General features: G+C 60.3%; 27 protein-coding genes and 1 pseudogene. 10 read left to right on the top strand and 18 right to left on the bottom strand.

Features of this window, described 5'->3' with window-relative positions:
* Positions 1–129 precede the first annotated feature (129 nt).
* From IB238_RS22860 to arsH, 9 genes are all read left to right on the top strand, one after another.
* A complete protein-coding gene (locus IB238_RS22860; protein WP_192252746.1) occupies positions 130–702 on the top strand; it encodes a DUF1003 domain-containing protein in 573 nt (190 codons plus the stop codon).
* A gap of 259 nt (positions 703–961) precedes the next feature.
* Complete coding sequence (locus tag IB238_RS24770; RefSeq protein WP_246723801.1) at positions 962–1,396, top strand: hypothetical protein; 435 nt, start codon at positions 962–964, stop codon at positions 1,394–1,396.
* 150 nt (positions 1,397–1,546) lie between these two features.
* On the top strand, positions 1,547–1,819 hold the full coding sequence (locus tag IB238_RS22850; protein ID WP_192252744.1) for a hypothetical protein: 273 nt from the start codon (positions 1,547–1,549) through the stop codon (positions 1,817–1,819).
* Between the two features lie 400 nt (positions 1,820–2,219).
* Positions 2,220–2,573, top strand: coding sequence for a helix-turn-helix transcriptional regulator (locus IB238_RS22845; RefSeq protein ID WP_192252741.1), 354 nt, complete (start codon positions 2,220–2,222; stop codon positions 2,571–2,573).
* Positions 2,570–3,010: an arsenic resistance N-acetyltransferase ArsN2 gene (arsN2, locus tag IB238_RS22840; RefSeq protein WP_192252738.1), complete on the top strand. Its 441-nt coding sequence runs from the start codon at positions 2,570–2,572 to the stop codon at positions 3,008–3,010. Before IB238_RS22845 ends, arsN2 begins: the two co-directional genes overlap by 4 nt.
* 16 nt (positions 3,011–3,026) lie before the next feature.
* Positions 3,027–3,554, top strand: a complete 528-nt coding sequence (locus IB238_RS22835) for an arsenate reductase ArsC (RefSeq protein ID WP_192252735.1) — start codon at positions 3,027–3,029, stop codon at positions 3,552–3,554.
* Between the two features lies 1 nt (position 3,555).
* Positions 3,556–4,614 (top strand): ACR3 family arsenite efflux transporter, encoded by a 1,059-nt coding sequence (gene arsB / locus IB238_RS22830; protein WP_192252732.1) that lies wholly within the window; start codon positions 3,556–3,558, stop codon positions 4,612–4,614.
* A gap of 2 nt (positions 4,615–4,616) precedes the next feature.
* Positions 4,617–5,039, top strand: a complete 423-nt coding sequence (gene arsC, locus IB238_RS22825) for an arsenate reductase (glutaredoxin) (protein WP_192252729.1) — start codon at positions 4,617–4,619, stop codon at positions 5,037–5,039.
* The gene (gene arsH, locus IB238_RS22820) at positions 5,014–5,742 is read left to right on the top strand and encodes an arsenical resistance protein ArsH (protein WP_348648296.1); all 729 of its coding nucleotides are present in this window, start codon (positions 5,014–5,016) and stop codon (positions 5,740–5,742) included. Before arsC ends, arsH begins: the two co-directional genes overlap by 26 nt.
* A 13-nt stretch (positions 5,743–5,755) precedes the next feature.
* Here arsH and IB238_RS22815 read toward each other — a convergent pair whose 3' ends face one another.
* Positions 5,756–6,547 (bottom strand): sulfite exporter TauE/SafE family protein, encoded by a 792-nt coding sequence (locus IB238_RS22815; RefSeq protein WP_192253397.1) that lies wholly within the window; start codon positions 6,545–6,547, stop codon positions 5,756–5,758.
* A gap of 283 nt (positions 6,548–6,830) precedes the next feature.
* Positions 6,831–7,139, bottom strand: a complete 309-nt coding sequence (locus IB238_RS22810; protein WP_192252723.1) for a DUF736 domain-containing protein — start codon at positions 7,137–7,139, stop codon at positions 6,831–6,833.
* 455 nt (positions 7,140–7,594) lie between these two features.
* Here IB238_RS22810 and IB238_RS22805 point away from each other — a divergent pair, with 455 nt between their 5' ends.
* Positions 7,595–7,768, top strand: coding sequence for a hypothetical protein (locus IB238_RS22805; RefSeq protein WP_192252720.1), 174 nt, complete (start codon positions 7,595–7,597; stop codon positions 7,766–7,768).
* Between the two features lie 10 nt (positions 7,769–7,778).
* Here the strand turns inward: IB238_RS22805 and IB238_RS22800 are convergent, their stop codons facing one another.
* The 16 genes and pseudogenes from IB238_RS22800 to IB238_RS22725 form a co-directional block, all read right to left on the bottom strand.
* Entirely contained in the window at positions 7,779–8,702 is a 924-nt protein-coding gene (locus IB238_RS22800; RefSeq protein ID WP_192252718.1) for a zincin-like metallopeptidase domain-containing protein, read from the bottom strand.
* A gap of 271 nt (positions 8,703–8,973) precedes the next feature.
* Positions 8,974–9,561 carry a hypothetical protein gene (locus tag IB238_RS22795; protein ID WP_192253394.1) on the bottom strand — a complete coding sequence of 196 codons (588 nt, stop codon included), beginning with the start codon at positions 9,559–9,561 and terminating at the stop codon, positions 8,974–8,976.
* A gap of 557 nt (positions 9,562–10,118) precedes the next feature.
* Entirely contained in the window at positions 10,119–10,262 is a 144-nt protein-coding gene (locus IB238_RS24765) for a hypothetical protein (RefSeq protein WP_246723827.1), read from the bottom strand.
* A 161-nt stretch (positions 10,263–10,423) separates the two neighbouring features.
* Positions 10,424–10,994 (bottom strand): annotated as a pseudogene (locus IB238_RS22785) (DUF1419 domain-containing protein); the annotation flags it as partial.
* 72 nt (positions 10,995–11,066) lie between these two features.
* Positions 11,067–11,468, bottom strand: a complete 402-nt coding sequence (locus IB238_RS24760) for a toprim domain-containing protein (RefSeq protein WP_246723800.1) — start codon at positions 11,466–11,468, stop codon at positions 11,067–11,069.
* Positions 11,465–11,887, bottom strand: a complete 423-nt coding sequence (locus IB238_RS24755; RefSeq protein WP_246723799.1) for a DUF3991 domain-containing protein — start codon at positions 11,885–11,887, stop codon at positions 11,465–11,467. The genes IB238_RS24760 and IB238_RS24755 overlap by 4 nt, the downstream gene beginning before the upstream one ends.
* 389 nt (positions 11,888–12,276) lie before the next feature.
* Complete coding sequence (locus IB238_RS22775) at positions 12,277–12,453, bottom strand: hypothetical protein (protein WP_192252715.1); 177 nt, start codon at positions 12,451–12,453, stop codon at positions 12,277–12,279.
* A 565-nt stretch (positions 12,454–13,018) separates the two neighbouring features.
* Complete coding sequence (locus IB238_RS22770; protein WP_192252712.1) at positions 13,019–14,455, bottom strand: NAD(P)(+) transhydrogenase (Re/Si-specific) subunit beta; 1,437 nt, start codon at positions 14,453–14,455, stop codon at positions 13,019–13,021.
* A 19-nt stretch (positions 14,456–14,474) separates the two neighbouring features.
* A complete protein-coding gene (locus IB238_RS22765) occupies positions 14,475–16,046 on the bottom strand; it encodes a Re/Si-specific NAD(P)(+) transhydrogenase subunit alpha (protein ID WP_192252709.1) in 1,572 nt (523 codons plus the stop codon).
* A 294-nt stretch (positions 16,047–16,340) separates the two neighbouring features.
* Complete coding sequence (locus IB238_RS22760; protein ID WP_192252706.1) at positions 16,341–17,270, bottom strand: ABC transporter permease; 930 nt, start codon at positions 17,268–17,270, stop codon at positions 16,341–16,343.
* The gene (locus IB238_RS22755) at positions 17,263–18,288 is read right to left on the bottom strand and encodes an ABC transporter permease (RefSeq protein WP_192252703.1); all 1,026 of its coding nucleotides are present in this window, start codon (positions 18,286–18,288) and stop codon (positions 17,263–17,265) included. The genes IB238_RS22760 and IB238_RS22755 overlap by 8 nt, the downstream gene beginning before the upstream one ends.
* Positions 18,285–19,859, bottom strand: coding sequence for an ABC transporter ATP-binding protein (locus IB238_RS22750; protein WP_192252700.1), 1,575 nt, complete (start codon positions 19,857–19,859; stop codon positions 18,285–18,287). Before IB238_RS22750 ends, IB238_RS22755 begins: the two co-directional genes overlap by 4 nt.
* A gap of 1 nt (position 19,860) precedes the next feature.
* Positions 19,861–20,817, bottom strand: a complete 957-nt coding sequence (locus tag IB238_RS22745; protein ID WP_192252699.1) for a BMP family protein — start codon at positions 20,815–20,817, stop codon at positions 19,861–19,863.
* A gap of 54 nt (positions 20,818–20,871) precedes the next feature.
* Positions 20,872–21,507, bottom strand: a complete 636-nt coding sequence (locus tag IB238_RS22740; protein ID WP_192253391.1) for an isochorismatase family cysteine hydrolase — start codon at positions 21,505–21,507, stop codon at positions 20,872–20,874.
* 45 nt (positions 21,508–21,552) lie between these two features.
* Positions 21,553–22,149: an XRE family transcriptional regulator gene (locus IB238_RS22735; protein WP_192252697.1), complete on the bottom strand. Its 597-nt coding sequence runs from the start codon at positions 22,147–22,149 to the stop codon at positions 21,553–21,555.
* A gap of 290 nt (positions 22,150–22,439) precedes the next feature.
* Positions 22,440–24,245, bottom strand: a complete 1,806-nt coding sequence (locus tag IB238_RS22725; protein ID WP_192252693.1) for a hydantoinase B/oxoprolinase family protein — start codon at positions 24,243–24,245, stop codon at positions 22,440–22,442.
* Positions 24,246–24,249: the final 4 nt, after the last annotated feature.

The raw sequence follows: 24,249 nt of genomic DNA, 5'->3' as shown, positions 1-24,249 counted from the left end.
CGCTGAGCCAAGAGAGAAACCTCCGTACGGCCGCGCCGGTCCCTCAGCCTCGAAATCGACATCCATTAGGACTCGCCAAAATTCGGGTGGGCGGACTAGCATCTCCATGCAACAGCGCGGAGGAGTGTTATGTCGACAGCAATAGATGGCGAAGACGCAGAGCAAGCGATTGTCAGTGCGGCGGACAGGTATCTTGGGAAACCTTTCGAGCTCCTGAGCGAACGCGAGCGAGCGATTTTCCGGCGTATGGTAACCCGTCGAGCAATCACCCGCGATGCGAACCAATCTTTCGACGACAGGCTCACAACCGCTCAGCGTCTCGCAGACAAGGTGGCTGAATTTGGCGGGTCTTGGACGTTCATCTCCATCTTTGCCGGAGCGCTCGCGCTATGGGTTGGCGCAAATCTGATTGCAGCAACACGGGCGTTTGACCCTTACCCGTTTATTTTCCTCAATCTTATCCTTTCGATGCTGGCCGCCGTGCAGGCCCCCATCATCATGATGAGCCAGAACCGATACGCGGCCAAAGATAGGGCCGACGCCGCGCATGACTACGAAGTCAATCTGAAAGCGGAGATCGAAATCATGGCGCTGCACGACAAGCTCGACCAAATGAGAGACACAGACCTGAAGTCTTTGATCGTGAAACAACAGGAGCAGATCGACTTGCTTTCCGGCTTTCTTGTCGGCCGAAGCTCCTAAGCTGGCTCTGTTGTATGGATCACGCCGACACAGTCCCGGCCCGAGCGCGGTGGCACGCTGCAAACTACCTGACATCGTTGGCGTTACCTCACGATAGAGGGCAAGCCGGTGATGAGCTGCCATACCCGCCCGTCCGAATGAAACCTGCACGCGCTTGCGTTTGGTGCGATGGGAGCGCATCCTTCAGTTGTCGGTAGCAATGTTACGGGCGCTACTGTTTGAGGGCTAGTTACCCTGGCCCCAATCAAAGGAGGACATCATGTCTTCCGATCCCAGATATGCTTCCATCTCGCCTTCCGAAATGAAAATGGTCCAGTCTGTTTTGGACGACGCGGGCTATGACGCCAATGTTCTCGCCGAAGATCAATCGCTTTTCAACACCGCCGCATTGCTCGTGATGAAGCTGTTCCTGGCCGGGGAGACATCCCCGTATGCTCTTACCGCGCAGTTGGAGCGCAATTTCGGCAAGGCCATTGACAATAGAGCGCACTACAAATCACCGCTTCCGCGCTATGCCATCCAAGGCTTGCCACACAATCTGAGCAGAGCTGGCATCAAGACGCCGAGGCAACCTGACGAGCCAGACGTACAAACTTGGGAGAACGAAGGCGGAGCAGTAAGCAAGAGCCCTCGTCGTACTTTGCCGATCGGGAGCAAGACTGTCGTGGCCGTGTGGGAGCGCCGCAATGTCTAGCCGATTGCTGATGTCTGCTTTGCTTGTGCTGTCTGCGATCACTGCGGTCTGGGCCTTCCGCCCGGAACAAGGCAGGTACGAACAACCAAATCCGACGACATTGGGTCAACCCACGTCAACGCGATAAAATAGGGCGGGTCGATAGCGCAAATGATTGAAAGAACGACAGAGACGCAAATAACATTCGAACATCCGTTTGTCCTGGGTTGCCTTGGAGCGCCTTTGCAAGCCGGGACTTATCGCCTCGTCGTTGACGAGGAGCTTATCGAAGGTCTCAGCTTCTCCGCCTACAGGCGCGTGGCTACTCATCTCGAGATACCCGCGATCTCCACTGTCACCGCCACCCGCCAGTTTCTGCAGGTGTCCGCAGCGGATATCGAGAGTGCCCTGTTAAAGGACGCGGGAATGCCAACCGGAAACTAGCGCACCAAGGTGCTAGCGTTGATCTTGACCTGCTGCCCTGCCACCTAAAAAGCCATCATTTTGCGGGGAATGCCTTACTCCGAGTATTTGGCCCGTCGTAAAAATGAGAGTGCTATTCGGCAGCGATATTTGTTTCGCTCCGACTGTAATTGGGCCGTGCCGTATGGCGGAGCCACGTAACTCAGCCCGTCGTGGAACACGCCCTCATTGAGACATGACGTCTTTTGGTCTGGCATCTGCTTAGGGCCAAAAACTGACGCCAGCCTCCGTCTGCTCCGCGCCGCCATGTCGGCCGTAGAGACCAGCTTGGCCACTGCCCGAAAGCAGACGTTGGCTTGGACGACGTTTAAAAGGTTCAGCCACCTGTTGACAACAACAATATATCCATTAGTCTGGATATATGGATAGCATTACAGCAATCGCGGCGCTGGCCGCACTGGCCCAGACCACCAGGCTCGAGACATTCCGGCTGCTCGTCCGGCACGAGCCTGATGGCGTGCCCGCCGGGGAACTCGCCCGGCTTCTCGATGTCCCGCAGAACACCATGTCGGCGCACCTCGCGACGCTGTCGCGGTCCGGCCTCGTGACAAGCGAACGGCAGAGCCGTTCTATCATCTACCGAGCCGATCTTCAGGGGCTGCGCAATCTGACCCTCTTTCTGCTGAAAGACTGCTGCGGCGGTTCGACCGAACTGTGTGCGCCTCTCATCGCGGAACTTACACCCTGCTGCACTCCCGAGGTGAAGCTGTCATGAGCGACATCATGCTGGAGCCAGTCTCGGGAAGCGATCCCGAGTTGAAAGAGGCGCTGTCGGCTTCCGGTCTTCCAACCGAAGACCTCGAAGACGCTGGGCGCTCGTTTTTCAGGGCAGTTTCTTTCGATGGGGGCACGGTGGGCTATGCTGGCATCGAGGCGTGCGGCAACGACGTGCTTCTCAGGTCGATAGTCATCTTGCCCGAGCAACGTGGCAAGGTGCTTGGAAAATCGCTGACCAGGGAAACGCTGAAGACCGTCAATGTCAGCTCGGCAGTCTTCCTGGCAACGACCTCCGCCGCACCGTTCTTCGAAAGCCTTGGCTTCGCAGTGATCGAGCGCGCAGATGTGCCGCCCGCCGTTCTTGCCACCCGTCAGCTGTCGGGCATCTGCCCGGCATCGGCAACGATCATGAAACTCAACAGACTTCCGACCTAACCACGGAAAAACGACCATGACCGATAAGACTTACAACGTGCTCTTCTTGTGCACGGGCAACTCCGCACGTTCTATTCTCGCCGAATCCATCCTCAACAAGGAAGGCGGCGGGCGTTTCCGGGCCTTCTCCGCGGGCAGCCAGCCCAAGGGCGAAGTCAACCCGCACGCCCTGAAGGAACTGGACGCGCTCGGGTATCCAGCGACGGGCTTCTCCTCCAAGTGTTGGGACGTCTTTGCCGAGCCGGGTGCACCCGAGATGGATTTCATTTTCACCGTCTGTGATAGCGCGCACGGCGAGGCCTGCCCTGTATGGATTGGTCATCCGATGACGGCGCATTGGGGTGTCGAAGACCCCGCTGCAGTTGTGGGCACTGAAGTCGAAATCCAGCGCGCCTTCGCGCAGGCCGCCCGTTTTCTGAAGAACCGCATCATGGCCTTCATCAATCTGCCTCTGGCCTCCATCGATCGCCTGGCGCTCGAGCGGCACGTCCGCCAGATCGGTTCGCTCGATGGCGCTTCCGTCAAGTCCGCAAAGGCCGAGTGAGATGTCTACGTTCGAACGCTATCTGACCATCTGGGTTTTTCTCTGCATCGTCGTCGGCGTCGCCCTCGGCCATCTGATGCCCGGCGTTTTCCAAGTGATCGGCGTGGCAGAGGTCGCGAAGGTGAACTTGCCCGTCGCCATCCTGATCTGGCTGATGATCATCCCGATGCTCATCAAGATCGACTTCCGTTCGTTGGCGCAGGTGAGCACGTATTGGCGTGGCATCGGTGTGACCCTGTTCATCAACTGGGCCATCAAGCCGTTCTCCATGGCGCTGCTCGGATGGCTGTTTGTGGGCTGGCTGTTTCGTCCCTATCTGCCGGCCGACCAGATCGACTCCTATATCGCTGGCCTGATCATCCTTGCGGCTGCGCCCTGTACAGCGATGGTGTTCGTCTGGAGCAACCTGACGCGCGGCGAGCCGCTGTTCACGCTGTCCCAGGTGGCCCTCAACGATGCGATCATGGTCGTTGCCTTCGCGCCGATCGTCGGGTTGCTGCTCGGACTGTCGGCCATCACCGTGCCGTGGGACACGCTTGTTCTGTCGGTCATCCTCTACATCGTCGTCCCCGTCATCATCGCGCAGGTCCTGAGAGCGCGGCTGACCGCCGACGGCTCGACGAAGGCGCTAGACGCCATGCTGGCGAAACTGCAGCCGCTTTCGCTTGTCGCCTTGCTGGCAACGCTCGTTCTCCTCTTTGGCTTCCAGGGCGAGCAGATCATCGCCCAGCCGACGATCATCGCGCTGCTGGCCGTCCCCATCCTGATTCAGGTCTATTTCAACTCGGGGCTGGCCTATCTCCTGAACCGGATGTCGGGGGAGCGCCATTGCGTCGCCGGGCCTTCAGCACTGATCGGAGCCAGCAACTTCTTCGAACTCGCGGTCGCGGCTGCCATCAGCCTGTTCGGCTTCCAGTCCGGCGCGGCGCTGGCGACGGTCGTCGGCGTACTCATCGAAGTTCCCGTGATGCTCACGGTCGTCTGGGCCGTGAACCGCACCAAAGGCTGGTACGAGGCAGCTCCCGCCGTATCCCGGAACACCCTTACCGAAAGGACATGACAATGGATGCCATCATCTATCACAACCCCGCCTGTGGCACGTCCCGCAACACGCTGGCGATGATCCGCGCAGCCGGGATCGAACCTGATGTCATCGAGTATCTCAAGACGCCACCGTCGCGCGACGAGTTGGCAAGAATGATCTCCGATGCTGGGCTGACCGTCCGACAGGCGATCCGCGAGAAGGGTACGCCATACGCCGAGCTGAGTCTCGATGATCCGAAGCTGACGGACGACCAACTGCTCGACGCCATGCTGAAAGACCCGATCCTCATCAACCGTCCGTTCGTTGTCACGCCACTCGGCACCAGGCTTGCGCGCCCTTCCGAGGTCGTCCTCGACATCCTGCCGGATGCCTTCAAGGGAGCCTTCTTCAAGGAAGACGGGGAACAGGTCCTCGATCAGGAGGGCAAGCGCGTTGTCTGAGACCTTTCCCGCCTTGCAGGAGCGTCATCTTCGCCAACCTGATCTCGACGCGTTGCGTCCGGCCTTTTCGACGCATAAGCCGCGCATCCTGATCCTCTACGGCTCGCTTCGGGAGGTGTCCTACAGCCGGTTGCTCGCGCACGAAGCCAGGCGACTTCTCGACCACCTCGGATGCGAGGTGCGCATGTTCGATCCGAGAGGATTGCCGCTTCCCGACGAGGCCCCGGCCAACCATCCGAAAGTGCAGGAGCTGCGCGACCTGTCGCAATGGTCTGAGGGTCAGGCGTGGGTCAGCCCCGAGCGCCACGGCGCGATGACGGGCATCATGAAAGCACAGATCGACTGGATTCCGCTGTCGCTCGGGTCGATCCGGCCGACGCAAGGCAAGACGCTGGCGGTCATGGAGGTCTCCGGTGGCAGCCAGTCCTTCAACGCTCTGAACCAGATGCGCGTCCTCGGCCGCTGGATGCGGATGATCACGATCCCGAACCAGTCTTCCGTTGCCAAGGCCTACCAGGAGTTCGATTCCGACGGCAGGATGAAACCCTCTTCCTATTACGACCGCGTCGTCGACGTCTGCGAGGAACTGGTGAAGTTCACGCTGCTGACACGGGACGCCTCTGCCCACCTTACAGACCGCTACAGCGAGCGGAAGGAGAATGCGGCAGAACTGGAGAAGCGAGTCCACCTCAAGTCGATCTAGGGATAAAATGCTGTCAGCCGTGCCGCCAGACCTTCACGGCTGACAGCAACAAGATCACGGCGAGCGCGGGAAGAAGGACCAAATTCGGGACGATGCCGAGGAGTAGGCCGCCCACAACCGTCCCCACGATCGATCCCGCGGCCATGATGACGACGAACACCCTGTTGCGACCCAGAACCGAAAAGCTCTGGTCGCGGCTGTAGCGGGTAAAACCTACGAGCATTGTGGGAAGGCTCACCGCCAGTGAAAGGCTTCCGGCAAGCTCGATGTCCGCGCCGAAGAGCAGAACAAGCGTCGGAATGAGCAATTCGCCTCCGGCGACGCCCAGTAGCGACGCGACGATGCCGATCACAAAGCCGGCGGATATCCCGGCGACAATCTGCCAGTTTCCGGTCAGAAGCGGTTGCCCCGCCGAGGTGCTGTGGCCAAGCACCAGCACCACGGCGATCGCGACCAGAAGAACGGATATCACCCTGTAGAGCGTCTCAGATTTCAACCGTGCCGCCCATCCTGCGCCGAACCAGGCACCGATCAGGCTTCCCGCTAGAAGGTTCAGTACGATCGGCCAATTCGATGCGATCTGGCTGAAAGGGATCGTGCTGGCTCGAAACGGCAGGGCGGAAGACACGACGACAAGGCTCATTGCCTTGTTCAGGATCACTGCCTCGAGAGCCGCGAAATTGAATGCGCCGATGAGCAGCGGCAGACGGAATTCCGCGCCGCCAAGCCCGATCAACCCGCCGAGTGCGCCGATGATGGCTCCGCCGCCGAAAGCGGCCGGATAACTGCGTGTGAAAGATGACAGACTGTTTCGAGAAGGGGATGGCGGGGTCAGAGATCGCGACAGGACCGGCAGCGCCGGAGAGCGGGGGAGCCGATTTCAGGGGAGCCGTGAGGCTGCGGGAGGAAATTGGGGGTACCGCTCATCCTTGAGGCCGGCATGCCCGCTTGGTACGATCGCTCACTCTGAGCAGCTTCCCCACTCACCGTATGGCACCCAAAAAAGCCCGTCCTGGTTCGATGCCGGACTAGCTTGGCTTTCTCGACAGAGGAAGAGGCCCCGCCGGCGGCGGAGCCTCTTGGGAACCTTAGTCCCGGTTCGGGCGGGACCAGATGAGCTGCATTTCCTTCTCGCCTTCGACCTCGGCGAGCGTTGCGTAGATCGGAGCCGGGAAGCTCGGATCGTCGAGCTTGACCGAGAGGTAGTCGCGGCCCTGCTCGGAGGTCTTCTGCCAGGCGGCGCCGAGTTCAACGCTGCCGGCGTAGACGCGGAACTGTGGGCCCTTGTCCGAGGGATTCTCGACCCGGGCGATGCGGGCCTTGACGTTGAGGGCGAGGGTGCGAATGGAGCCGTTGAAGCCGTTCTCGGTGGAGGTGAAGGTGCCGATGGTTGCCATTGTCGTATTCCTTTTGGTTGTTCGGGCCGCGCCCATCGCGGCCTCGATGGCTGTCGCAAAGACCGGAGACGATCGGACCGCACCTGATAAGGCCGGAATGGAATGGAGGGCGGCAAGTCGCAGATTTGTTAGGGGGAGAGGAGGGGACCGCACGGCTCCGGGGTAAGAAATCTGCAACTGCCGTTGCGGGAAGACGATCGAGGCGAAGCCGGTCTCCGGTCAGACATGCCTCATCGAGCCCGCAGATGGGTTGCCGAAACTCTGACGTGAAGGGATATGGCAATGGCGTTCCACTGCGCTCGCCGGTCCACAAATGAGTCATGCCGCCTCGCCCCACCACGACCGTTGTCATCAGGCCCATCAGTCGGGGACAAGGATTCCGCTTCGTCTCGCCCGCTTGCCCACCTTGCCCATTGCGATATCGTTGCGCTCGCGAATCGCAGCCTGGAGGATCAATGCGTCAGCAGACCAAACCGTTCATCGTCGAACACAAACCGTCCCGCAAACCCAAACCCGATGCCCAGAAACCGTCGATCTGGGGAAGGCTGGACGCTGACATCGCACAAGGCCTCAGGGATCAGCGAGATATGGATCATGCAGCCGCCACCGGTGGTGACGACCGCTTGTAAGTGGTGAATTTCAGGCCGCTGCCTTCACTTCCGCCCCCGGCTGCAGTGAATGCAGGAAGCTGACGGCGCGTTGAGCATGTGCGGCCGCCTGAAAGATCGCGCGCTTGTCGTTAGCGAGCACGGATAGCCACGACTGCAGATAGCAAGCGTGATCGGGGCGCGGCTCCAGCTCCGGTGCGATGCCGAGGTCGGCGCATAGAAAGCAGCTTCCGAGCTCGGCAATGAGCTCTTCGCGCGCACGCTCCGTTCGATCCTTGCCGTAGCGAGTTAGATCGCGCCCGACGCGATGCTCAGCCGCTGTCCAGTGCGTGGCCTCATGGCTGAGAACCGCCGCATATCCGGCGGCATCGCGAAACGCCTCGAAGGGCGGCATCTGGATGTAGTCCATGACCGGTGAGTAATAGGCTTGGTTGCCGCCATGCCGGATCACGGCGCCGGTATTGCGGAAGAATCGATCTGCAGTCTCGATCCGCTCTACCGGATCAAACACCTTGGCCGGCGGGCAATAGTAACTGTCAGGCAGTCCGTCAATTTGCTCAATATTGAACACGGCATACGCCTTCAGGAACGGGATTTCCCGATCGACTGCATTTCCGTTTCCGTCAGCCTCGGACTTGGTAAAGCGGCTGGCGAAGACAACGGTCGAGCCGGTCTCGCCCTTCCGCACAGCACCTCCAAGTTCGAGAGCCTGCCTGAAGGTCATCCACATGGGCGAGGCAAAGCCACGCGCCATGCCTTCCGACCAGAGGAGCAGCACATTCATGCCTGAGTACGGGAGGCCATTGTGGCGCAACGGCCGGCTGATGCGGCCATGAGTATTGGTGGCGCTCCATGGTTTCGTCCATGGGCGCACACCCTGTTCGAGATCCTCGACAATCAGATCGGTGATCCGCGTGTAGATGTCAGCGCGATCCGTGTCCGTTTTCCTGCTCATAGTTTCATTCTCCGTTCCACGACCGCGCCTATCGCGGTCCGTCACGGTCCGATGTCAGGGGCCGATCGGATGCCCATGCACCGGAACGGCCGCAACAGCGTGGAGGGCGGCGAAGCCGTTGCATGGGCGCCCGGCTCCTACAGGACCGTCGACCGAGACGGGCCGCGATAGGCGCCTCTCCGGATCTCCATTTCGACATAAGAAAAGGCCGGCGCCCGGAGGCACCAGCCGTGAAGAGCAGAAGAAGGCGAGGTTGGACCCGCCGATGCGGTCACCCGAAGGCCGCCATCTGTGCCTCTGCCGCCTTGCGATCGAGGGAGGCGCCAGGGTTTTCGACCGGGCGATCGAAGGGCTTCCAGCTTTCGCCAACGACCTGTTCGTAGGCGGCCACCGCGCCCTCGGCTGCCATTCGCAGCGCGTGGGACTGGATCCCCACGTCGCCCGCGAACTCTCGCTTGCGCTGGGCGGCGCCGTCATAGCCGACCGGACCGTCGAGATCCTCATCGCGGGCATCGTTCGACGCTTTCGCGGTCGCGTCACGCGCCTCGGTGACGGCGCGGGAGTAGAATTGCCCGGCACCATGCGCCGATCCGACGAAGGCCCCGACGATGCGCTGCAAATGGATCTGCATGGCCTTCTCGCCGAGCCCTTCCGAAAGGCTGTCGGCGGTTTCGACGATCAGCCGCTCATGCAGGCTACGGATGCCATCGCTGTCGACGATCGCTGCGCCGAAGCTTTCGGCGATTTTGAGCGCCTGGGTGGCATCAGGGCAGGTGAGGCGGACCATTTCGAGGGTCGCCCCCTTGCGGAGCTGCGACTGCCTGGCGTTGGAGCGGTTTGGGGTGATGGGCTTGGCCATGTCTGTACCTTTCCTGGCTTGCCGAAGCGGTTCCGGCCCCGTGCCGGTCTGTCCTTCGATGCGGACGACCAGAACCGGCGAAGGACGGGCGGCTTCACAGGTCCGCCTCGGCTGAACAAGCAGGGCAGGCTTGCGGGCAAGCAGGTTTCGACCTGAGCAGACCGCGGGCTTGTCCTCGCGCAGAGAGGCTGGGCCGGCCGCGCCGCGGCGCGCCAGCGGCCTTGAAACGACCGGCCGACGGTTCAGACCGCAGCGAACAAGAAGGGCAGTTCGGCCCCGGTCCGACACCAGCCCGAAGCCAGTGGATACCGGCATGGCCAAGCCTGCCACCGTGGCCAACACCGGAAATGGAGAAGGCGAGTTCCGCGGCCGCCTCGAATCCTGTCCGCCTTATGCCGCCCGCAAGCGCTCAGGGGCATGATCGTGATGCCCCGAGCTGATTGATGACCTGATCTTGCCGCGCCAGCTTGCCTGCGATGGCGTCGAGTTCGCCCCACCGCTCGAAGGTGAGGCGTTCGACAAGCTTCTGATGGCTGGGTCGGGCGTTGAGCCGACGCTTAGCTCGCCTCTGGACCTTCAACGTCGTCGCCTGTCTTACGGCGCGCCGCGATCTGCCGGGTCAAACAATCGAGATGGTGCTGCATCTCACGGCGAGCACCGACTGCCTTCATCAGTGGCTGCGAGGCGCCGGCGACTGTCATGTCCCATCTTCCCCGCTCCGCCAGCCGATGAACGAGGACGGCCCATCGTAGACGAGCCGGATCGATGACGAAGCCGAACCTGCCGCGGCCGGCGTATTCGTCGCTCGGCACCAAGAACCGGCGCTCTTCGCCATTACGGCCTTGGCCGCCGCCGACGACTCAGCCAGCGGCGAGGGGAGGTGGCGCAGATGCACCGGCAACTTGGCTGCGATCTCGTCGTCAGTCAGTGTGTCGAGCAGCTTCAGAAACGTGCCTTCCGGGCCGCCATAGAGCATGACCGTGCGATGGCCTTGCATCGGCGCTGGCCAGCGCTCACCGGCATAGCCGCGGTAGTCGTCGGTGGTCGTGCTCCAGATATGCTCGAGCCGTTCTTCGCGGGTCATCGCCCGGACCGGTCGGCTTTCGCGCGTGACAATCGTCGAGCGCATTGCTTCCACAGAGTGCGAATCTGAGAGGTCGCAATAGCTGTGGAAGTAGCGGATAGCCTCATCGATCCGGATTGCGAAGAAAGCAGAGGTCACCGAGCCGGTCGCGCATCCACAGCGGCGGCAGGATGTCGAGCATGTAGGTGTAGGAGAGATCGTCGATCTCGAACCACTCGCCGGCATAGATTGCCGACTGGTCGCCATCGAAGCGATCAGGGCGCTTCGCGTGCCGGTCGAACATGCAGAACATGTCGGAGCGCTTGGCCACGCCCTGGAACACTTTGCGGAGGAGGATTGTCGAGGTCATCAGCCCGATCCTTTCGGGGTTTTGGACCGAAGGCGGTACTGTCGTTACGACCTCACCATCCTCTTCAGTCCTTCATGGCCCCTTCCGCGTTGCCGACCTCGTGTCCGGCCGGGTCAAGGGCCGGCGCACGCCGGGCGAAGCCTCCCTTGACGCGACCGGCGCGCATGCGGCACGCTTCTCTTCCCTCTTCGTCCTTCTTTCCCGATTTTCCTTTTCCTTGTTCTGGAGAGCCTCGTTCCAGTCGTCTGCCGGCGGCCGGAGACGCTGCCAGTCACTGCCGACGTTCTCCGCAATGGCGCGCAGCCGGTCGGCGTAGACCTCCCCTTGAGAATTGGAATCGGTGGCGGCGACAAGCTTAAGCCCCGGTCGCGCAGCCAGTACGCCAAGAGCTGCGTCTGTTGCCGGCGACCAATCCCCGCCGGTACTGAGATAGAGCGTGTGCTCCCGCGAACCTTCGATGGCTGCAAGGCTCATCGCGTCGATCGCGGCTTCTGTGACGCAAAGGCGAGTGGCATCGCTCGGTCCGAACCGGACAGAACCTTTGATCCTCTGGTCGAAAAGCCGCGCCAGTCGGGACCGCGCTCCTCCCAACCTACGACGTGCCCGTCGCTATCGACAAGAGCCGCCCACATGCTTCCGAAAGGTCCTTCTCGGAGGACACCTTCTCGGATTGCCTGCCGGACGACGCCTGTCGGAATCCAGCGTACCCGGCAGAGGTAGCGCCAGGCACCGGATCCGGGCGAGGGGACGCGCCGGCCTCGCCAACGCTCGCCGATGTTTTCTCCCGTCTCCGAGGACCGCGACGGCCTCCACTCCGGCCGAGACAGCTGAAACCCGACGAGCGACGCGACTGCTTCTGCCGCCGACGGAAAAGGAATGTTGTCGAGAAACATCGCAAGGCCGAAGACATCTCCTTTGTCGTCGCTGAGCGGATCGAACCATCCGCGCCCGGCATGCGTGACAATAATGATGTTGCCGCCCTGCCGGTATTTAACGGCACGGCGTGTGCTTTCCTTGAGATCGATCTCATAGCCAGCCCGTTCCAGCAGGGCCTCGCAACACCTTTGCGCGCAGCGCCTCTATATCTTCTCGCTTCATTTTCTCTTCGGCCGCAGCGCGGCCGTCCCTTCTTCCTTCCCGCAAGTCGCGGGCCAAAATCAGCCCGCCGCGAAGAGCGGAAGGTGCAAGGGCGCTGCACGCAACTGACAAAAGTTGCAGCTGAGTGCTGCGGCGTAGCTTCTCTTGCGGCCGACAGGTCGCCAGCGGCAGGGACAAGCGGGTCTCAATGAGACCCGCGCGGGAAATACTCATGCACGATCTCAAGATCGTCTTCGTCATCGAGTTCGTCGGACGGAAGGACGCCGAATTCATCGCCGGATTTGAAAAGTGTGATGGGGACCATCAGGTCCTTGCAGAGGTGGAAGGCATGCGACTGAGCGAGGGAAAGATCGTGTGCCATGTTTGGGTGCTCCATCGGAAGCGGGCCAATTCCCGCTGATGGCTCCTCAAAGGAACAGGGACGGTCGCGATCACCGCGAAGACGAAGTCGCAGCGGCGGCAGCTTGCTAGCCGACCCCTTGAGGGTTGATCGACGGAGATCCGGGCCTGATCCAGGACGCCATCACCAACAGCGGGATTGGGTTGCTTTCGGTGTACAGTCTTGGCGCTCGATTGCCGGCGTCTAGTCAAAGCCCGTCTTGCACTGGCCTCGACGCGCAGGAGCCACGCCTCAAATCGCAACACTGAGAAGGCTATTTCTCCGTGTTTTTCAATATGATAAGAAAAATTGCGTAAGACAAATTATGGAACTCTTGAGCGCTGAGAAACGCACATTGCGTTGGCCAGTCACGTTAACCTGGGATAGGGCGTCGGACTGTCGATCGCGCTGAGCTCCTTTCGAACGGCGCGCAGACCTGCGTCCCCGGCCAAGATTGCTATCTTAGCCGGGGACGCAGGTCTGGTAGATTTTCCGCGCGAAAGCAGGAATTCGTCGGCTGTTTGCGGTGCGCGGGTGGCGCAGTGGTTCAAACAGCGGGTAGAAGCTTGCTGATCGACTCGCGGGCGTCACCGTAGAACATGCGGGTGTTGTCCTTGTAGAACAGCGGGTTCTCGATGCCGGAATAGCCGGTGCCCTGGCCACGCTTGGAGACGAACACCTGCTTGGCCTTCCACACCTCAAGCACCGGCATGCCGGCGATCGGCGAGTTCGGGTCTTCCTGGGCGGCCGGGTTGACGATGTCGTTCGAGCCGATGACGATGACGACGTCGGTCGTCGGGAAGTCCTCGTTGATCTCGTCCATTTCCAAGACAATGTCATAGGGCACTTTGGCCTCAGCGAGCAGCACGTTCATGTGCCCCGGAAGCCGGCCGGCCACCGGGTGGATGGCGAAGCGGACAGTCTTGCCGGACGCACGCAGCTTGCGCGTGAGTTCGGAAACGGCCTGTTGAGCCTGCGCCACAGCCATGCCGTAGCCCGGCACGATGACGACGCTGTCGGCCTCGTTGAGGGCGGAAGCGACGCCGTCGGCGTCGATCGCGATCTGCTCGCCGACGATCTCCATCGATGGGCCGGTTGTGCCGCCGAAGCCGCCGAGGATGACCGAGATGAACGAGCGGTTCATCGCCTTGCACATGATGTAGGAGAGGATCGCACCCGACGAGCCGACCAGCGCGCCGGTGACGATCAAAAGATCGTTGCCGAGCGTGAAGCCGATCGCCGCCGCCGCCCAGCCGGAATAGCTGTTGAGCATCGAGACGACGACGGGCATGTCGGCGCCGCCGATACCCATAATCAGGTGGTAGCCGATGAAGAAGGCGAGCAGCGTCATGAGAACCAACGCCCATATCGCGGCGCCGTTGCAGAACACCACCAGGAGAACCAGCGAGGCAAGCGCGGCTGTGGCATTGAGAAGATGCCCGCCGGGCAACTTCCTCGCCTTGCCGTCGACCTTGCCGGCGAGCTTGCAAAAGGCGATCACCGAACCGGTGAAGGTCACCGCGCCGATGAAGACGCCAAGGAACACCTCGACCTTAAGTATGGCAATCTCGACCGCATCCTTTGGGGCGAGCTTCTCGGCAAACCCGGCGAGTTTGCTAAGGTCGCCACCGGCGGCCTTGAGCTCCAGCACGGTGCCGAGTTCCAGCTCGGCGTTGAAACCGATGAAGACGGCGGCCAAACCGACGAAGGAGTGGAGCGCCGCCACCAGCTGCGGCATTTCTGTCATCTGCACGCGGGCAGCGACGTAGTAGCCCATCAGCGAACCGCCGGCGATCATCAAGACGATGATACCCCGATGGCCGACGCCGGGGCCGAACACGGTGGCGACAACCGCCAGCGCCATGCCTGTTATGCCATACCAGACGGCGCGCTTGGCGCTCTCCTGGCCGGACAAGCCGCCGAGAGAGAGGATGAACAGAACTGCTGCTGCCAGATAGGCAGCCGAAACGATACCGATCGTCATGATGTTTTCCCCTCCCCGATCACGACTTCTGGAACATGGCGAGCATGCGTCGCGTCACCAAGAACCCGCCGACGATGTTGATCGTGGCGATCAGCACCGACAGCGACGCCAAGAGCACGACCAGCCGGTTGCCGGAGCCGATCTGCAGGAGCGCACCGAGGATGACGATGCCGGAAATGGCGTTCGTCACCGCCATCAGCGGCGTGTGCAGCGAATGCGAGACGTTCCAAATCACCTGGAAGCCGACGAAGCAGGCGAGCATGAAGACGACGAAATGGCTCATGAAGCTCGCCGGCGCATAGGCGCCGACGAGAAGCAGCAGCGCCGTGCCGACGGCCAAAAGGCCGACCTGGTTCTTCGTCTGCGCCTTGAAGGCGGCCAGTTCCTGCGCGCGCTTCTCCTCCGGAGTAAGCTCCTTGGCCTTTTCTTGCGGCTTCTGCGCGGCGATCGCCTGGACCTTCGGCGGCGGCGGCGGATAGGTGATCGCGCCCTTATGGGCCACCGTCGCGCCGCGGATGACGTCGTCCTCCATGTTGTGCACGATGACGCCGTCCTTGCCCGGCGTCAGGTCGGCCAGCATGTGGCGGATGTTGTTGGCATAGAGCATTGAGGCCTGAGCGGCCATGCGGCTCGGGAAATCGGTGTAGCCGACGACGGTGACACCGTTGTCCGAGACCACCTTCTGGTCGGCCACCGTCAGCTCGCAGTTGCCGCCGCGCTCGGCGGCGAGGTCGACGACCACCGAGCCGGGCTTCATCGCCGCCACCATGTCGGCAAGCCACAGCTTTGGCGCATCGCGGCCCGGGATCAGCGCCGTCGTGATGACGATGTCGATCTCAGGTGCGAGTTCGCGGAACTTGGCGAGCTGCTTTTCACGAAACTCCGGCGAGGACGGGGCGGCATAGCCGCCGGTGGCCGCGCCATCCTGCTGCTCGGCGAAGTCGAGGAAGACAAACTCGGCGCCCATCGATTCGATCTGCTCGGCCACTTCCGGGCGCACGTCAAAGGCATAGGTGATGGCGCCGAGCGAGACGCTGGTGCCGATCGCCGCCAGACCGGCGACACCCGCGCCGATCACCAGCACCTTGGCCGGCGGGATCTTGCCGGCGGCGGTCACCTGGCCGGTGAAGAAGCGACCAAAATTGTTGCCGGCCTCGATGACGGCGCGGTAGCCGGCGATGTTGGCCATCGACGACAGCGCGTCCATCTTCTGGGCGCGGGAAATGCGCGGCACCATGTCCATGGCGATGACGGTTGCCCCGCTGACGCGAGCGCGCGCCAAGAGCTCTCCGTTCTGGGCCGAATAAAAGAAGGAGATCAGCGTTTGGCCAGACAATAGGCGCGCAATCTCGGACGGCGCCGGCGGCCGCACCTTGGTGACCACATCGGCAATGGCGAAGAGCGCGCTCGCATCATCGACGACCGTCACGCCGGCGGCGCGATAGGCGTCGTCGGAAAAGCCCGCCGACCGGCCCGCCCCGGCCTCGATCACGCACTCATGCCCAAGCTTCTGCAATTGCAGCGCCGAGTCCGGCGTCATTGCAACACGCGCCTCGCCGGCAAAGATTTCCCTCGGTGTCCCGATCCTCAATGTCTTTGTCCTTTCATGGCACCGCAGGTCCTACCTGGCCTGCAGTCCGTCCTCAGTGTCTTCAGGGATGACCCGATCGGCGCCGCTCCAAGCGGCTGCCGCAGGTCATGTGCTCTCGCCCCGCTGGGGCACGAGAAGGGCCTGCAAGGCAGAGCATCGGAATGCTGGCGTTCTGATCACGAGGGCACATGAATGCAGGTGGCCAAGGCAGATCGTTGTTGAACCACGCCGCCTTCTCGAAGCTGCATGGTGCAACACCGACACGAGCCTATTGGTCGACATCCACTTCAATTCTCAAACCGCCTTGCGGAACGGGACACCCAATGCAGCCGGTGTCCTCGCACGTCTCGATCCGATGGCGATCGATAGAATGGCTACCAAATAGGGAACGATGACGAAGAACTGGTAGGGAATACCTGGAAAGTAGGATTGCAACCTGATCTGTGCGGCATCGGCGATACCAAAGATCAGCGCAATGATCACTCCCAACACCGGATTCCACCTGCCGAAGACCACGCACGCTATTGCTAGGAAGCCTCGCCCCGCCGTCATCCCCTCGACAAAGCCCCAAAGATGCGCCGTGGAGAGGAATGCGCCTCCGACAGCGGCAAAAGCGCCACTTGCCACAGTGCAGATTATCCGTGTTCTATCCACATTGATCCCGACAGCATCGATGGCGTTCGGATAGTCTCCGGCCCCCTTGATGATAAGGCCGAGCCGTGTTGCACGCAGCATCCAGGCAATGAGGACCGTAAGTCCAACCATCACATAGACGAGCGCATGTTGCCCGAACAGGATTGGTCCTACGACGGGGACGTTCGCCATCCCCAGGACATTCAACTGCTCGAACCCCGGTACTGGCACAGCTGTACCCCAAGCGCCTATTGTCAGACGAAATCCGTACCCGGAAATACCCAGCCCAAAAAACAGCAGAGCTATACCGGCAACAATCTGTTCGACCTTGAGTATGACTGCAAAATAGGCGTGGATCGCGGCCATGACCATGCCGGCCACGACAGCGGCGAACAACCCTATCCACGCATTTCCTGATATCACCGTCAGCCACACCGCGACGAAGGCACCCACCAGCATGATGCCTTCGATGCCGACATTAATCACGCCTGCCCGCTGCGAGATGGTCTCGCCTATAGACGCGAACGCAATCGGCACAGCCAACCGGATACCAGCCGCAAGCAGTGAACTGACCAGCAAGATTTCATCCATGCCCGTTCACCTCCTTGGCGCGCGTAGACATGACAGAGGAGGCAAGGAAGATAAGGATAATCGCGGCCTCGATGATGTTGATAATGGGGAACGGTACTGTACCTTTGCGCGCGAGAGATCCCAGACCGGCATAGAGAAGCGAGAAGCCGAAGGCCGAAAACGGGATCAGCAGGGGATTCAGTCGAGCCACCAGCGCGACTGCAATCGCAGCAATTCCGAAGCCGGGCGCAAAGCCCTCCTGCAGGCGGCCGTAGAGACCCGAAACTTCGACTATGCCTGCAAGGCCCGCCATGGCACCTGACAGCAACAGGGCGAGGCTCGCTACCGAGCCTGGCCGGATCCCTGCATACTGAGCAACGGAACTGCTGGAGCCGACCACCGACAGCTTGAAACCGAAACGCGTCTTCGACATGAACGCCGCGATGATCGCGACAGACAGAAGCGCAATGATCAGACCGGCGTGGAGTCTCGTCCCCGGCAGAAGTACTGGCAGCCGAAATGCAGCATCGATCAAATCAGTTCGTGGGATGATCTTTGCCGCTTCCTGCAAGGGCCCTCTCACCAACCAGGATAGGATCTGGATCGCGACATAGTTCAGCATGATTGTCGCGATGATTTCATTGCCTCCGCATCGCGATTTCAGCTCACCCGCGATTCTACCCCAGATACCGCCGCCAATCATGCCGACTAGAATAAGTAGAAACAGGCCAATCGGCCCTAAGGGCAGAAAGGGCGCCACAAGTACGGCCAGCACACTCCCAGCAATCAACTGGCCGTCCATACCGATATTAAAGACCTTCGCCCGGAACGCGAGAGCGACACCCAGGCCCATGATCGTCAAGGGTATTGCGCGCAGCAATGCTTCCAGAAAGCCCGCCCGCGTGAAAAGCGCACGTTGCACCACTTCGGTCATGACAGACAAGGGATCGGCGTCGGTAATGGCGATGGCCGCAACGACCAAAGCAACAAGAGAAACGATTGCCCCGGCCGCGCGAACATTTGAACTGGCCCCCGTCATGGCAGATCCTCCTGCCCGGCAATCCAGGCTCCCACCTGCTTGCGGCTGAGCCCTCGACAATCGACAGGCCCGAAAGCACGACCGCCGGCAAAGACAAGGATCCTGTCCGCAAGAGTGAGGATTTCATCGATATCCGACGACTGGAAAATCACCGCTTTGCCTTCCGCACGCGCGTCAGCAAGTAGCTTGTGCACGAACCGGATTGTCTTGATGTCAAGTCCACGAGAGGGATGGGCAGCCAGTATGAGCTTCGGCTCTCCGGCAAGCTCGCGCGCCAGGACCAACTTTTGTTGGTTGCCGCCAGACAGGTTCGCTATTGGGTCAGAAGGTCCTCTGGCGCGAACTTCATAGTCCTTGAGCATTTGCGTCGTAACGACGCCCAGCTTTCGCCGATCAATAAAACCATGTCGAACAAACTCGGGATTATGAAGATGGCCTAAGAGATAATTGTCCGCGAGCGACATCGCTCCGACAATACCTGATCTGCGACGGTCTTCTGGAATATGGCTGACGCCGACGCTCCTGAGAAATGCAGTGTTCCAGCCAGTTGAGCTCGACGAAACTCCCAGGCAGTCAACATGCCCCGAGAATGGCCTCGCTAGCCCTGCCAGGCAGCGCACGAACTCACTCTGGCCATTCCCGTCAACACCAGCCACTGCCAGGATCTCACCAAAGTGGACATCGAGCGACAGGTCGCTCACCGCAAGCGAGCCATTTGCCCGCAGCAGCGAGGCCGCTTTGACGGAGCAACACGCCTCCTTGGCCTGACGCTCGACAACAAGCGTGCCTCCACCATCGACAATGTCGGCAATCGCGTTATTGCCGACATCACCAACCATAGCTCTTATGATACCTTTCGGATCCGTATCGGACACCGAGCATGAGAGAGAGACCGCGCCTGCTTTAAGGACCACCACCCTGTCCGCGGCCTGGAAAATATCATCAAGCTTGTGGGTGATAAGGATAACGGACGTTCCGCGTGCCTTCAGTCGCCCTATTGTCTCAAAAAGCTTCTCTCGATCGTTGGCTCCGAGGACGGCTGTTGGCTCATCCAGTATCAGGAGCCGGACCTCACGCATCAATGCTTTGACGATCTCGATGCGCTGTTGATGCGCCACGTCCATGTCTTCTACTTTGGCGTCGAGGTCGAACGCGAAGCCGAGCGAAGTCGATACGCGGAGGACGGCCGTGGCAAGCCCGTTTCGATCAATGCGACCTAGACCATACTCGGTCATCTGGAGCGCAATGTTCTCGAGCGCTGATAGCGTCGGCACCAGCACGTAGTGCTGATGAACAACGCCGATGCCAGCAGCAATGGAAGCTGTGGGGCTCGTCAGATTTGTTTCCTGTCCGTTGACGGAAATCGACCCCTCGTCCGGCCTCAACAGACCGGCGAGCATATTCACGATTGTCGATTTGCCCGCGCCATTCTCGCCAACGAGGGCGAGAACTTCACCGGTGGCAACATCGATATCCACGGACCGGTTGGCGACGACGGGTCCGAAGCGCTTCGTGACTCCCTTGAGGGCAACGAAGCTCCGCACTGTGGAACCAGTATCGATGTTCGACAAGTCAGGGCAAGTCCTTGATACGACCGACCGCGATATCCGCAATGAGAGCATCGATGCGAGCCTTGTCCTCAGCGGAGATCTGGTTTTCGAATTCGCGCAGTGGTGCCAGGCCAATGCCGCCATCATTCAGCCCGAGCACATAAGACTCGGGCTTGAGCTTGCCCTCTATGAAACGGCCAATCGCAAGATCAATGTTTACATCCATATTGATCAGCGCGGTCGTGATGATCGTGTCGGGTGCCATCTGGTAGCTATCGAACGCACTGCCGATTGCCTTGACCTTTGCCTTCTGGGCAGCCTGTATCGTGCCCATGACGTTCTCGTTGCCCGTAGAAGTCACGACGTCGGCTCCCTGCTCTATCAGGGATGTCGTAATTTCGGCCCCACGCGCGACGTCAGTGAATGAACCGACATAGGCGGAAAGCACCTTGGTTTCAGGCTTCATGTGCTTGGCACCGCGCTCGAAACCGAGATTGTATTGCTCGATGACAGGTACGGCAATCGCACCGATCGTTCCGATCTTCCCGCTTTTCGAATAAAGGGCTGCTACGGCACCCGCGATATAACCGGCATCGCCCCAGCGATTGTCGAACGATGCGACGTTCGGTGCCGCCGAAACCTGGGCTGTATTAACGACGAAGAATGTTTCCGGATAGTCGTTGTGAACGGCAAGGACTGCCTCGCCAAACTGGAAACCATGGGCGATGACCATGTCGTAGTCATCGTCCGCATAGGATCGCAATACCTCTTCCATCTGCGCAAAGTCGGTGTTCTCCCGGACAGCGACTTCGATGTCATATTTCTTTTTTGCAGCCTCGATGCCCTTGTTGGCAGCCGAGTTGAAGGTGCCGTCAGTAATCGGACCCGGCAGGACAAGAGCAATACGCTTCGTTTCTGCGTGGGCGCCAACGGCAAAAGCCATTGACGCCACCACAAACATGGAAAGCAGCTTTTTCATATCAGTTCCCCTGTGTTAGCGCATTTTTATGTTTTTGGAGCGCTACACTGCTTGTCAGAAACGCTCCGTGATTTCATCGACGCTGAGGACATCACCAAATTGCTGGATGGTGTTCTCCAAGGCGACGCGATGTTCTTGGTCAGACAGGGCAGCAGTTCCGTCGGAGACCATGACGACCTTGAAATCCAACATCATGGCGTCGCGCGCAGTGGATTCGCAGCAGATGTTGGTCTTGGTACCGCAGATGAGCAGCGTATCGATGTCCAGACTTCTGAGTACGCGCTCCAGCTGGGACGATCCAGAGATCAACGCACTGTAACGATTCTTGAAAAGCTTGATGTCGCTATCGTCGACGTCGAGCTCATGCCAGATTTCCTGACCCGAACCGCCCGGCGACAGACTTTCGATCGTCCGTGAACGGACGTTGTCGGACACGAAATTGTCGAAGAAATTGCGCCAGTCGCTGCTGTCATCCACACCGACATTTGCATGCGTGCACCAGATGACCTTGCCACCCGCCTTGCGCAACGCCGCCGCAAGACGATTGATAGGCTCGATGATTGAGCGGGACGAGGGTACTTCAGCCGGGGCACCGGGCTCGCAAAATGTCTTCTGCATATCGATAATCACAAGCGCCGTGCGCTTGGCATCGATACTGTCGAACAGGTGCAGCTTGCCCCGTCTCGCCATGACTCGGTCGATAATGTGCTGGCTAATCATATTGTCTATTCCTTCCTAGAATGAAAGCCCATCGGAGAAGACCCAGAGGATCGTGGCAGGCCTTTCAGTATCGTTGACCCAGCGATGCGGTGTATCCGACTTGAAATGCAGGCTGTCGCCCTTGGACAGCCTGTAATGCACCCCATCGATATCGTAGAGAATTTGACCGGAGAGAACGTGAGTGAACTCCTCCCCGGGATGCGTCATATGCTCGGATCCTGAATGAGCAGCCGGACTGAGCGTGCCCACCCGCGCCTCCAACAGGCCCGGAACGAAGCCAACATTCATGTCTTCCAGAACCATGGACATTTCGGAAAACTCGCGTCGGCTTCGCTGAGACTTTCGTACAATCGAATACCGTGCGGTTTGTTTGCGCGTTTGGTCGACGAGGAAGCCGAGGTTTGAATCCAGCGCCGTCGCAAGGTTGATCGCATTCACAAGACTCGGCTTCAGCACACCATTCTCGATCTTGCTTATCGTGCTGACGGGCACGTCGGCGGCGACGGCGAGTTGGGCTATGCTGAAGGCCTTCGCCTTGCGAAGCTGGCGCAGTTGGAAGCCCAGGCTTTCCAGGGCCGCCTGATCCATCGCCTCTCGCCGCGCGAACGACATCCGTCACTCCATGATCCTGTCAACGAGGAAGGGCTCTCCTGGCATCGCCATCTCGGTGTCGAGGGTCGTCCCGCAAGACGCGCAGAAGAAGCGCCGCAGCTGCAGAACCTCGCTCACGCCTGAGAACGCCGCTCCGGATCGAGCCAATGGCTCTTCCGAGAGCACGGCGTGCGCCTTCCACTCAGCGCTCGTCGGACAAATTGCAGTGCCGCACTGGCGGCAAGCGATATATCTCTGTCCACCGTCGCCCGTCTTGCTGACAAGGGTAGGAGACCACGAACGTACGTCACTCATCGAACCAACTCCTTCCCAATTCGCCTTGCCTTCATTTCGCGCCGCAGTGCTGCGGTCGCATCCGGGTCGAGCTTGCGAGTGTCATTCAGTGCGACACCGTAGATTTCGCGGGCTGCGGTAACACTGACCAAGCCCTCGGCAACGTCGCGGCTCACATGGCCAGGCTCCCGTTCAAGCGGATCGCCATAGCCTCCGCCGCCGTTCCAACGCACATACAGTGCGTCCTCACCCATCAATGGATAGACGCCCCAGGAAACTGACTGTGCGGCTCCCGGCAATCGAGAATCGTCACCGTCCTTTTGCGTTTCATCCTTCTTCGCCCATTGATAGCTATTGGGCGCGCCGGGATAACCACCGGCCAGACCGTCGCTCATGGGATGCCTCGAGCCTTTACCGGAGATAACATAGTGAAGGCCGCCATCGGGTGCTTTGTGGGGGACGATGGCAAGCTCTCCCCCGGTACCGCCACGCCAAAGGCCCGGCCCGCCGGAGTCTTCCTTTCGCTTCCGAAACAGATACCGGATCGGAAAACTCGCCTCGATCGTTTCGACATTGGCCATTCGCGAGATGGGATTCGGTACTTCTCCGCCAATTTCCACCCCGTCCGCGAAGGAGCGCGCACCGCCCGCACCGGCGAAGGTCTCGGTAAGAATACCGATCGACATAGTGCCTTTCTGGTTCCGGCCGAACTTGAAGATGGCGAAGTGATTTGCGTGCCAAACAGCTGTAGCCTGCTCACGGAACTTGTCGCTGGCAGCCAGCATTTTCCCGATCGTGGCGCAGGCAGCATTGTTCACGGACTGAATTGCGCCGACCGTCGCCACTGACACGGGCGCGGGCCGTGTGCAATTGACGATTGTACCCTCCGGCGCAATCATTTCGACGAGACGAATAATGCCTTCGTTCCAGGTGATGTCGTAGCATAACAGGGGAAACAGCGGCGCGAACAATCCGCCCAGCGCGGCCCACTTGGTGCAATTGATCGCATGTCGGCTTTGTGGGCTCGATCCCGAAAAATCGAAAGTGAGCCGGTCACCGGTTTTCGTCATCGTCAGGCGGACGGTGGCCGTTTCCCCTTCAACATCGAGATACTGTCGCGATTGCCAGGAGCCGTCTGGCAGTTCCTGCAGCCGTTGACGGAAAAGCATCTCGGACTGTCGAATTAGCTCGTTGCCCGCAGATTCGACCGTCTCGACGCCGTACTTTGCGATCAGCGCCTGCGTTCTCTCGCGCGCGACATTGTTGCAGGCGATCATGGAACGAAGATCCAGCATGACCATCTCGGGCGAACGAACCATGTTCAGCATGGTGTCCACGACGTCCTGCACCATCTCGCCCTGGTCGACGATCTTGATGCCCGGAGAGGAGAAGCCCTCGGTAAAGATATCAGTAGACTGCGGACTGAAGCCACCCGGGTTCATGGCCCCAATGTCATAAACGTGAACGAAGCATGCGCTCCACGCAACGAGCTTGCCCCCGTAATGGATCGGAGCCACCAGATAAATGTCGGAGGTATGCAATGCCGCGGTGTAGGGGTCGTTGAGAAGGAAGACGTCGCCTTCGCGAATGCGACCCTCGAATCTCCGGATGATGGCTTTGCAGGCCTCGGCAGCACTCGTGAGGTGATGCAGGAAGCCGACGCCGCCCATCAGCAACGACCCGTCTGCTCCGTAGAGCGAGACCATGAGATCGTGGCCTTCATTGGTGATGGCGCTCCCCGACACATGCTTAAGCGTGATCACGGCCTCGTCGATGATACGGAATAGACGATGGCGGATAATGGAAAATGTCATCGGATCCATCAGA

The sequence above is a fragment of the Rhizobium sp. ARZ01 genome (genome assembly GCF_014851675.1).
Classification (GTDB): domain Bacteria; phylum Pseudomonadota; class Alphaproteobacteria; order Rhizobiales; family Rhizobiaceae; genus Mycoplana.
This window is presented reverse-complemented; position numbering and strand designations above follow the sequence as displayed.

Coding starts and splice junctions, on each gene's coding strand:
- IB238_RS22795 (WP_192253394.1), bottom strand. CDS start 9,561: ATGGCCAAGCCCATCACCCCAAACCGCTCCAACGCCAGGCAGTCGCAG.
- IB238_RS22860 (WP_192252746.1), top strand. CDS start 130: ATGTCGACAGCAATAGATGGCGAAGACGCAGAGCAAGCGATTGTCAGT.
- IB238_RS24765 (WP_246723827.1), bottom strand. CDS start 10,262: ATGACAGTCGCCGGCGCCTCGCAGCCACTGATGAAGGCAGTCGGTGCT.
- arsC (WP_192252729.1), top strand. CDS start 4,617: ATGGATGCCATCATCTATCACAACCCCGCCTGTGGCACGTCCCGCAAC.
- IB238_RS22800 (WP_192252718.1), bottom strand. CDS start 8,702: ATGAGCAGGAAAACGGACACGGATCGCGCTGACATCTACACGCGGATC.
- IB238_RS22755 (WP_192252703.1), bottom strand. CDS start 18,288: ATGACGGGGGCCAGTTCAAATGTTCGCGCGGCCGGGGCAATCGTTTCT.
- IB238_RS22770 (WP_192252712.1), bottom strand. CDS start 14,455: ATGACGATCGGTATCGTTTCGGCTGCCTATCTGGCAGCAGCAGTTCTG.
- IB238_RS22810 (WP_192252723.1), bottom strand. CDS start 7,139: ATGGCAACCATCGGCACCTTCACCTCCACCGAGAACGGCTTCAACGGC.
- IB238_RS22845 (WP_192252741.1), top strand. CDS start 2,220: ATGGATAGCATTACAGCAATCGCGGCGCTGGCCGCACTGGCCCAGACC.
- IB238_RS24760 (WP_246723800.1), bottom strand. CDS start 11,468: ATGAGCCTTGCAGCCATCGAAGGTTCGCGGGAGCACACGCTCTATCTC.
- IB238_RS22735 (WP_192252697.1), bottom strand. CDS start 22,149: ATGTCGTTCGCGCGGCGAGAGGCGATGGATCAGGCGGCCCTGGAAAGC.
- IB238_RS22760 (WP_192252706.1), bottom strand. CDS start 17,270: ATGGATGAAATCTTGCTGGTCAGTTCACTGCTTGCGGCTGGTATCCGG.
- IB238_RS22835 (WP_192252735.1), top strand. CDS start 3,027: ATGACCGATAAGACTTACAACGTGCTCTTCTTGTGCACGGGCAACTCC.
- IB238_RS22850 (WP_192252744.1), top strand. CDS start 1,547: ATGATTGAAAGAACGACAGAGACGCAAATAACATTCGAACATCCGTTT.
- IB238_RS22775 (WP_192252715.1), bottom strand. CDS start 12,453: ATGGCACACGATCTTTCCCTCGCTCAGTCGCATGCCTTCCACCTCTGC.
- IB238_RS22740 (WP_192253391.1), bottom strand. CDS start 21,507: ATGGCGAGACGGGGCAAGCTGCACCTGTTCGACAGTATCGATGCCAAG.
- IB238_RS22725 (WP_192252693.1), bottom strand. CDS start 24,245: ATGGATCCGATGACATTTTCCATTATCCGCCATCGTCTATTCCGTATC.
- IB238_RS22745 (WP_192252699.1), bottom strand. CDS start 20,817: ATGAAAAAGCTGCTTTCCATGTTTGTGGTGGCGTCAATGGCTTTTGCC.
- arsN2 (WP_192252738.1), top strand. CDS start 2,570: ATGAGCGACATCATGCTGGAGCCAGTCTCGGGAAGCGATCCCGAGTTG.
- arsB (WP_192252732.1), top strand. CDS start 3,556: ATGTCTACGTTCGAACGCTATCTGACCATCTGGGTTTTTCTCTGCATC.
- IB238_RS24770 (WP_246723801.1), top strand. CDS start 962: ATGTCTTCCGATCCCAGATATGCTTCCATCTCGCCTTCCGAAATGAAA.
- IB238_RS22805 (WP_192252720.1), top strand. CDS start 7,595: ATGCGTCAGCAGACCAAACCGTTCATCGTCGAACACAAACCGTCCCGC.
- IB238_RS24755 (WP_246723799.1), bottom strand. CDS start 11,887: ATGTTTCTCGACAACATTCCTTTTCCGTCGGCGGCAGAAGCAGTCGCG.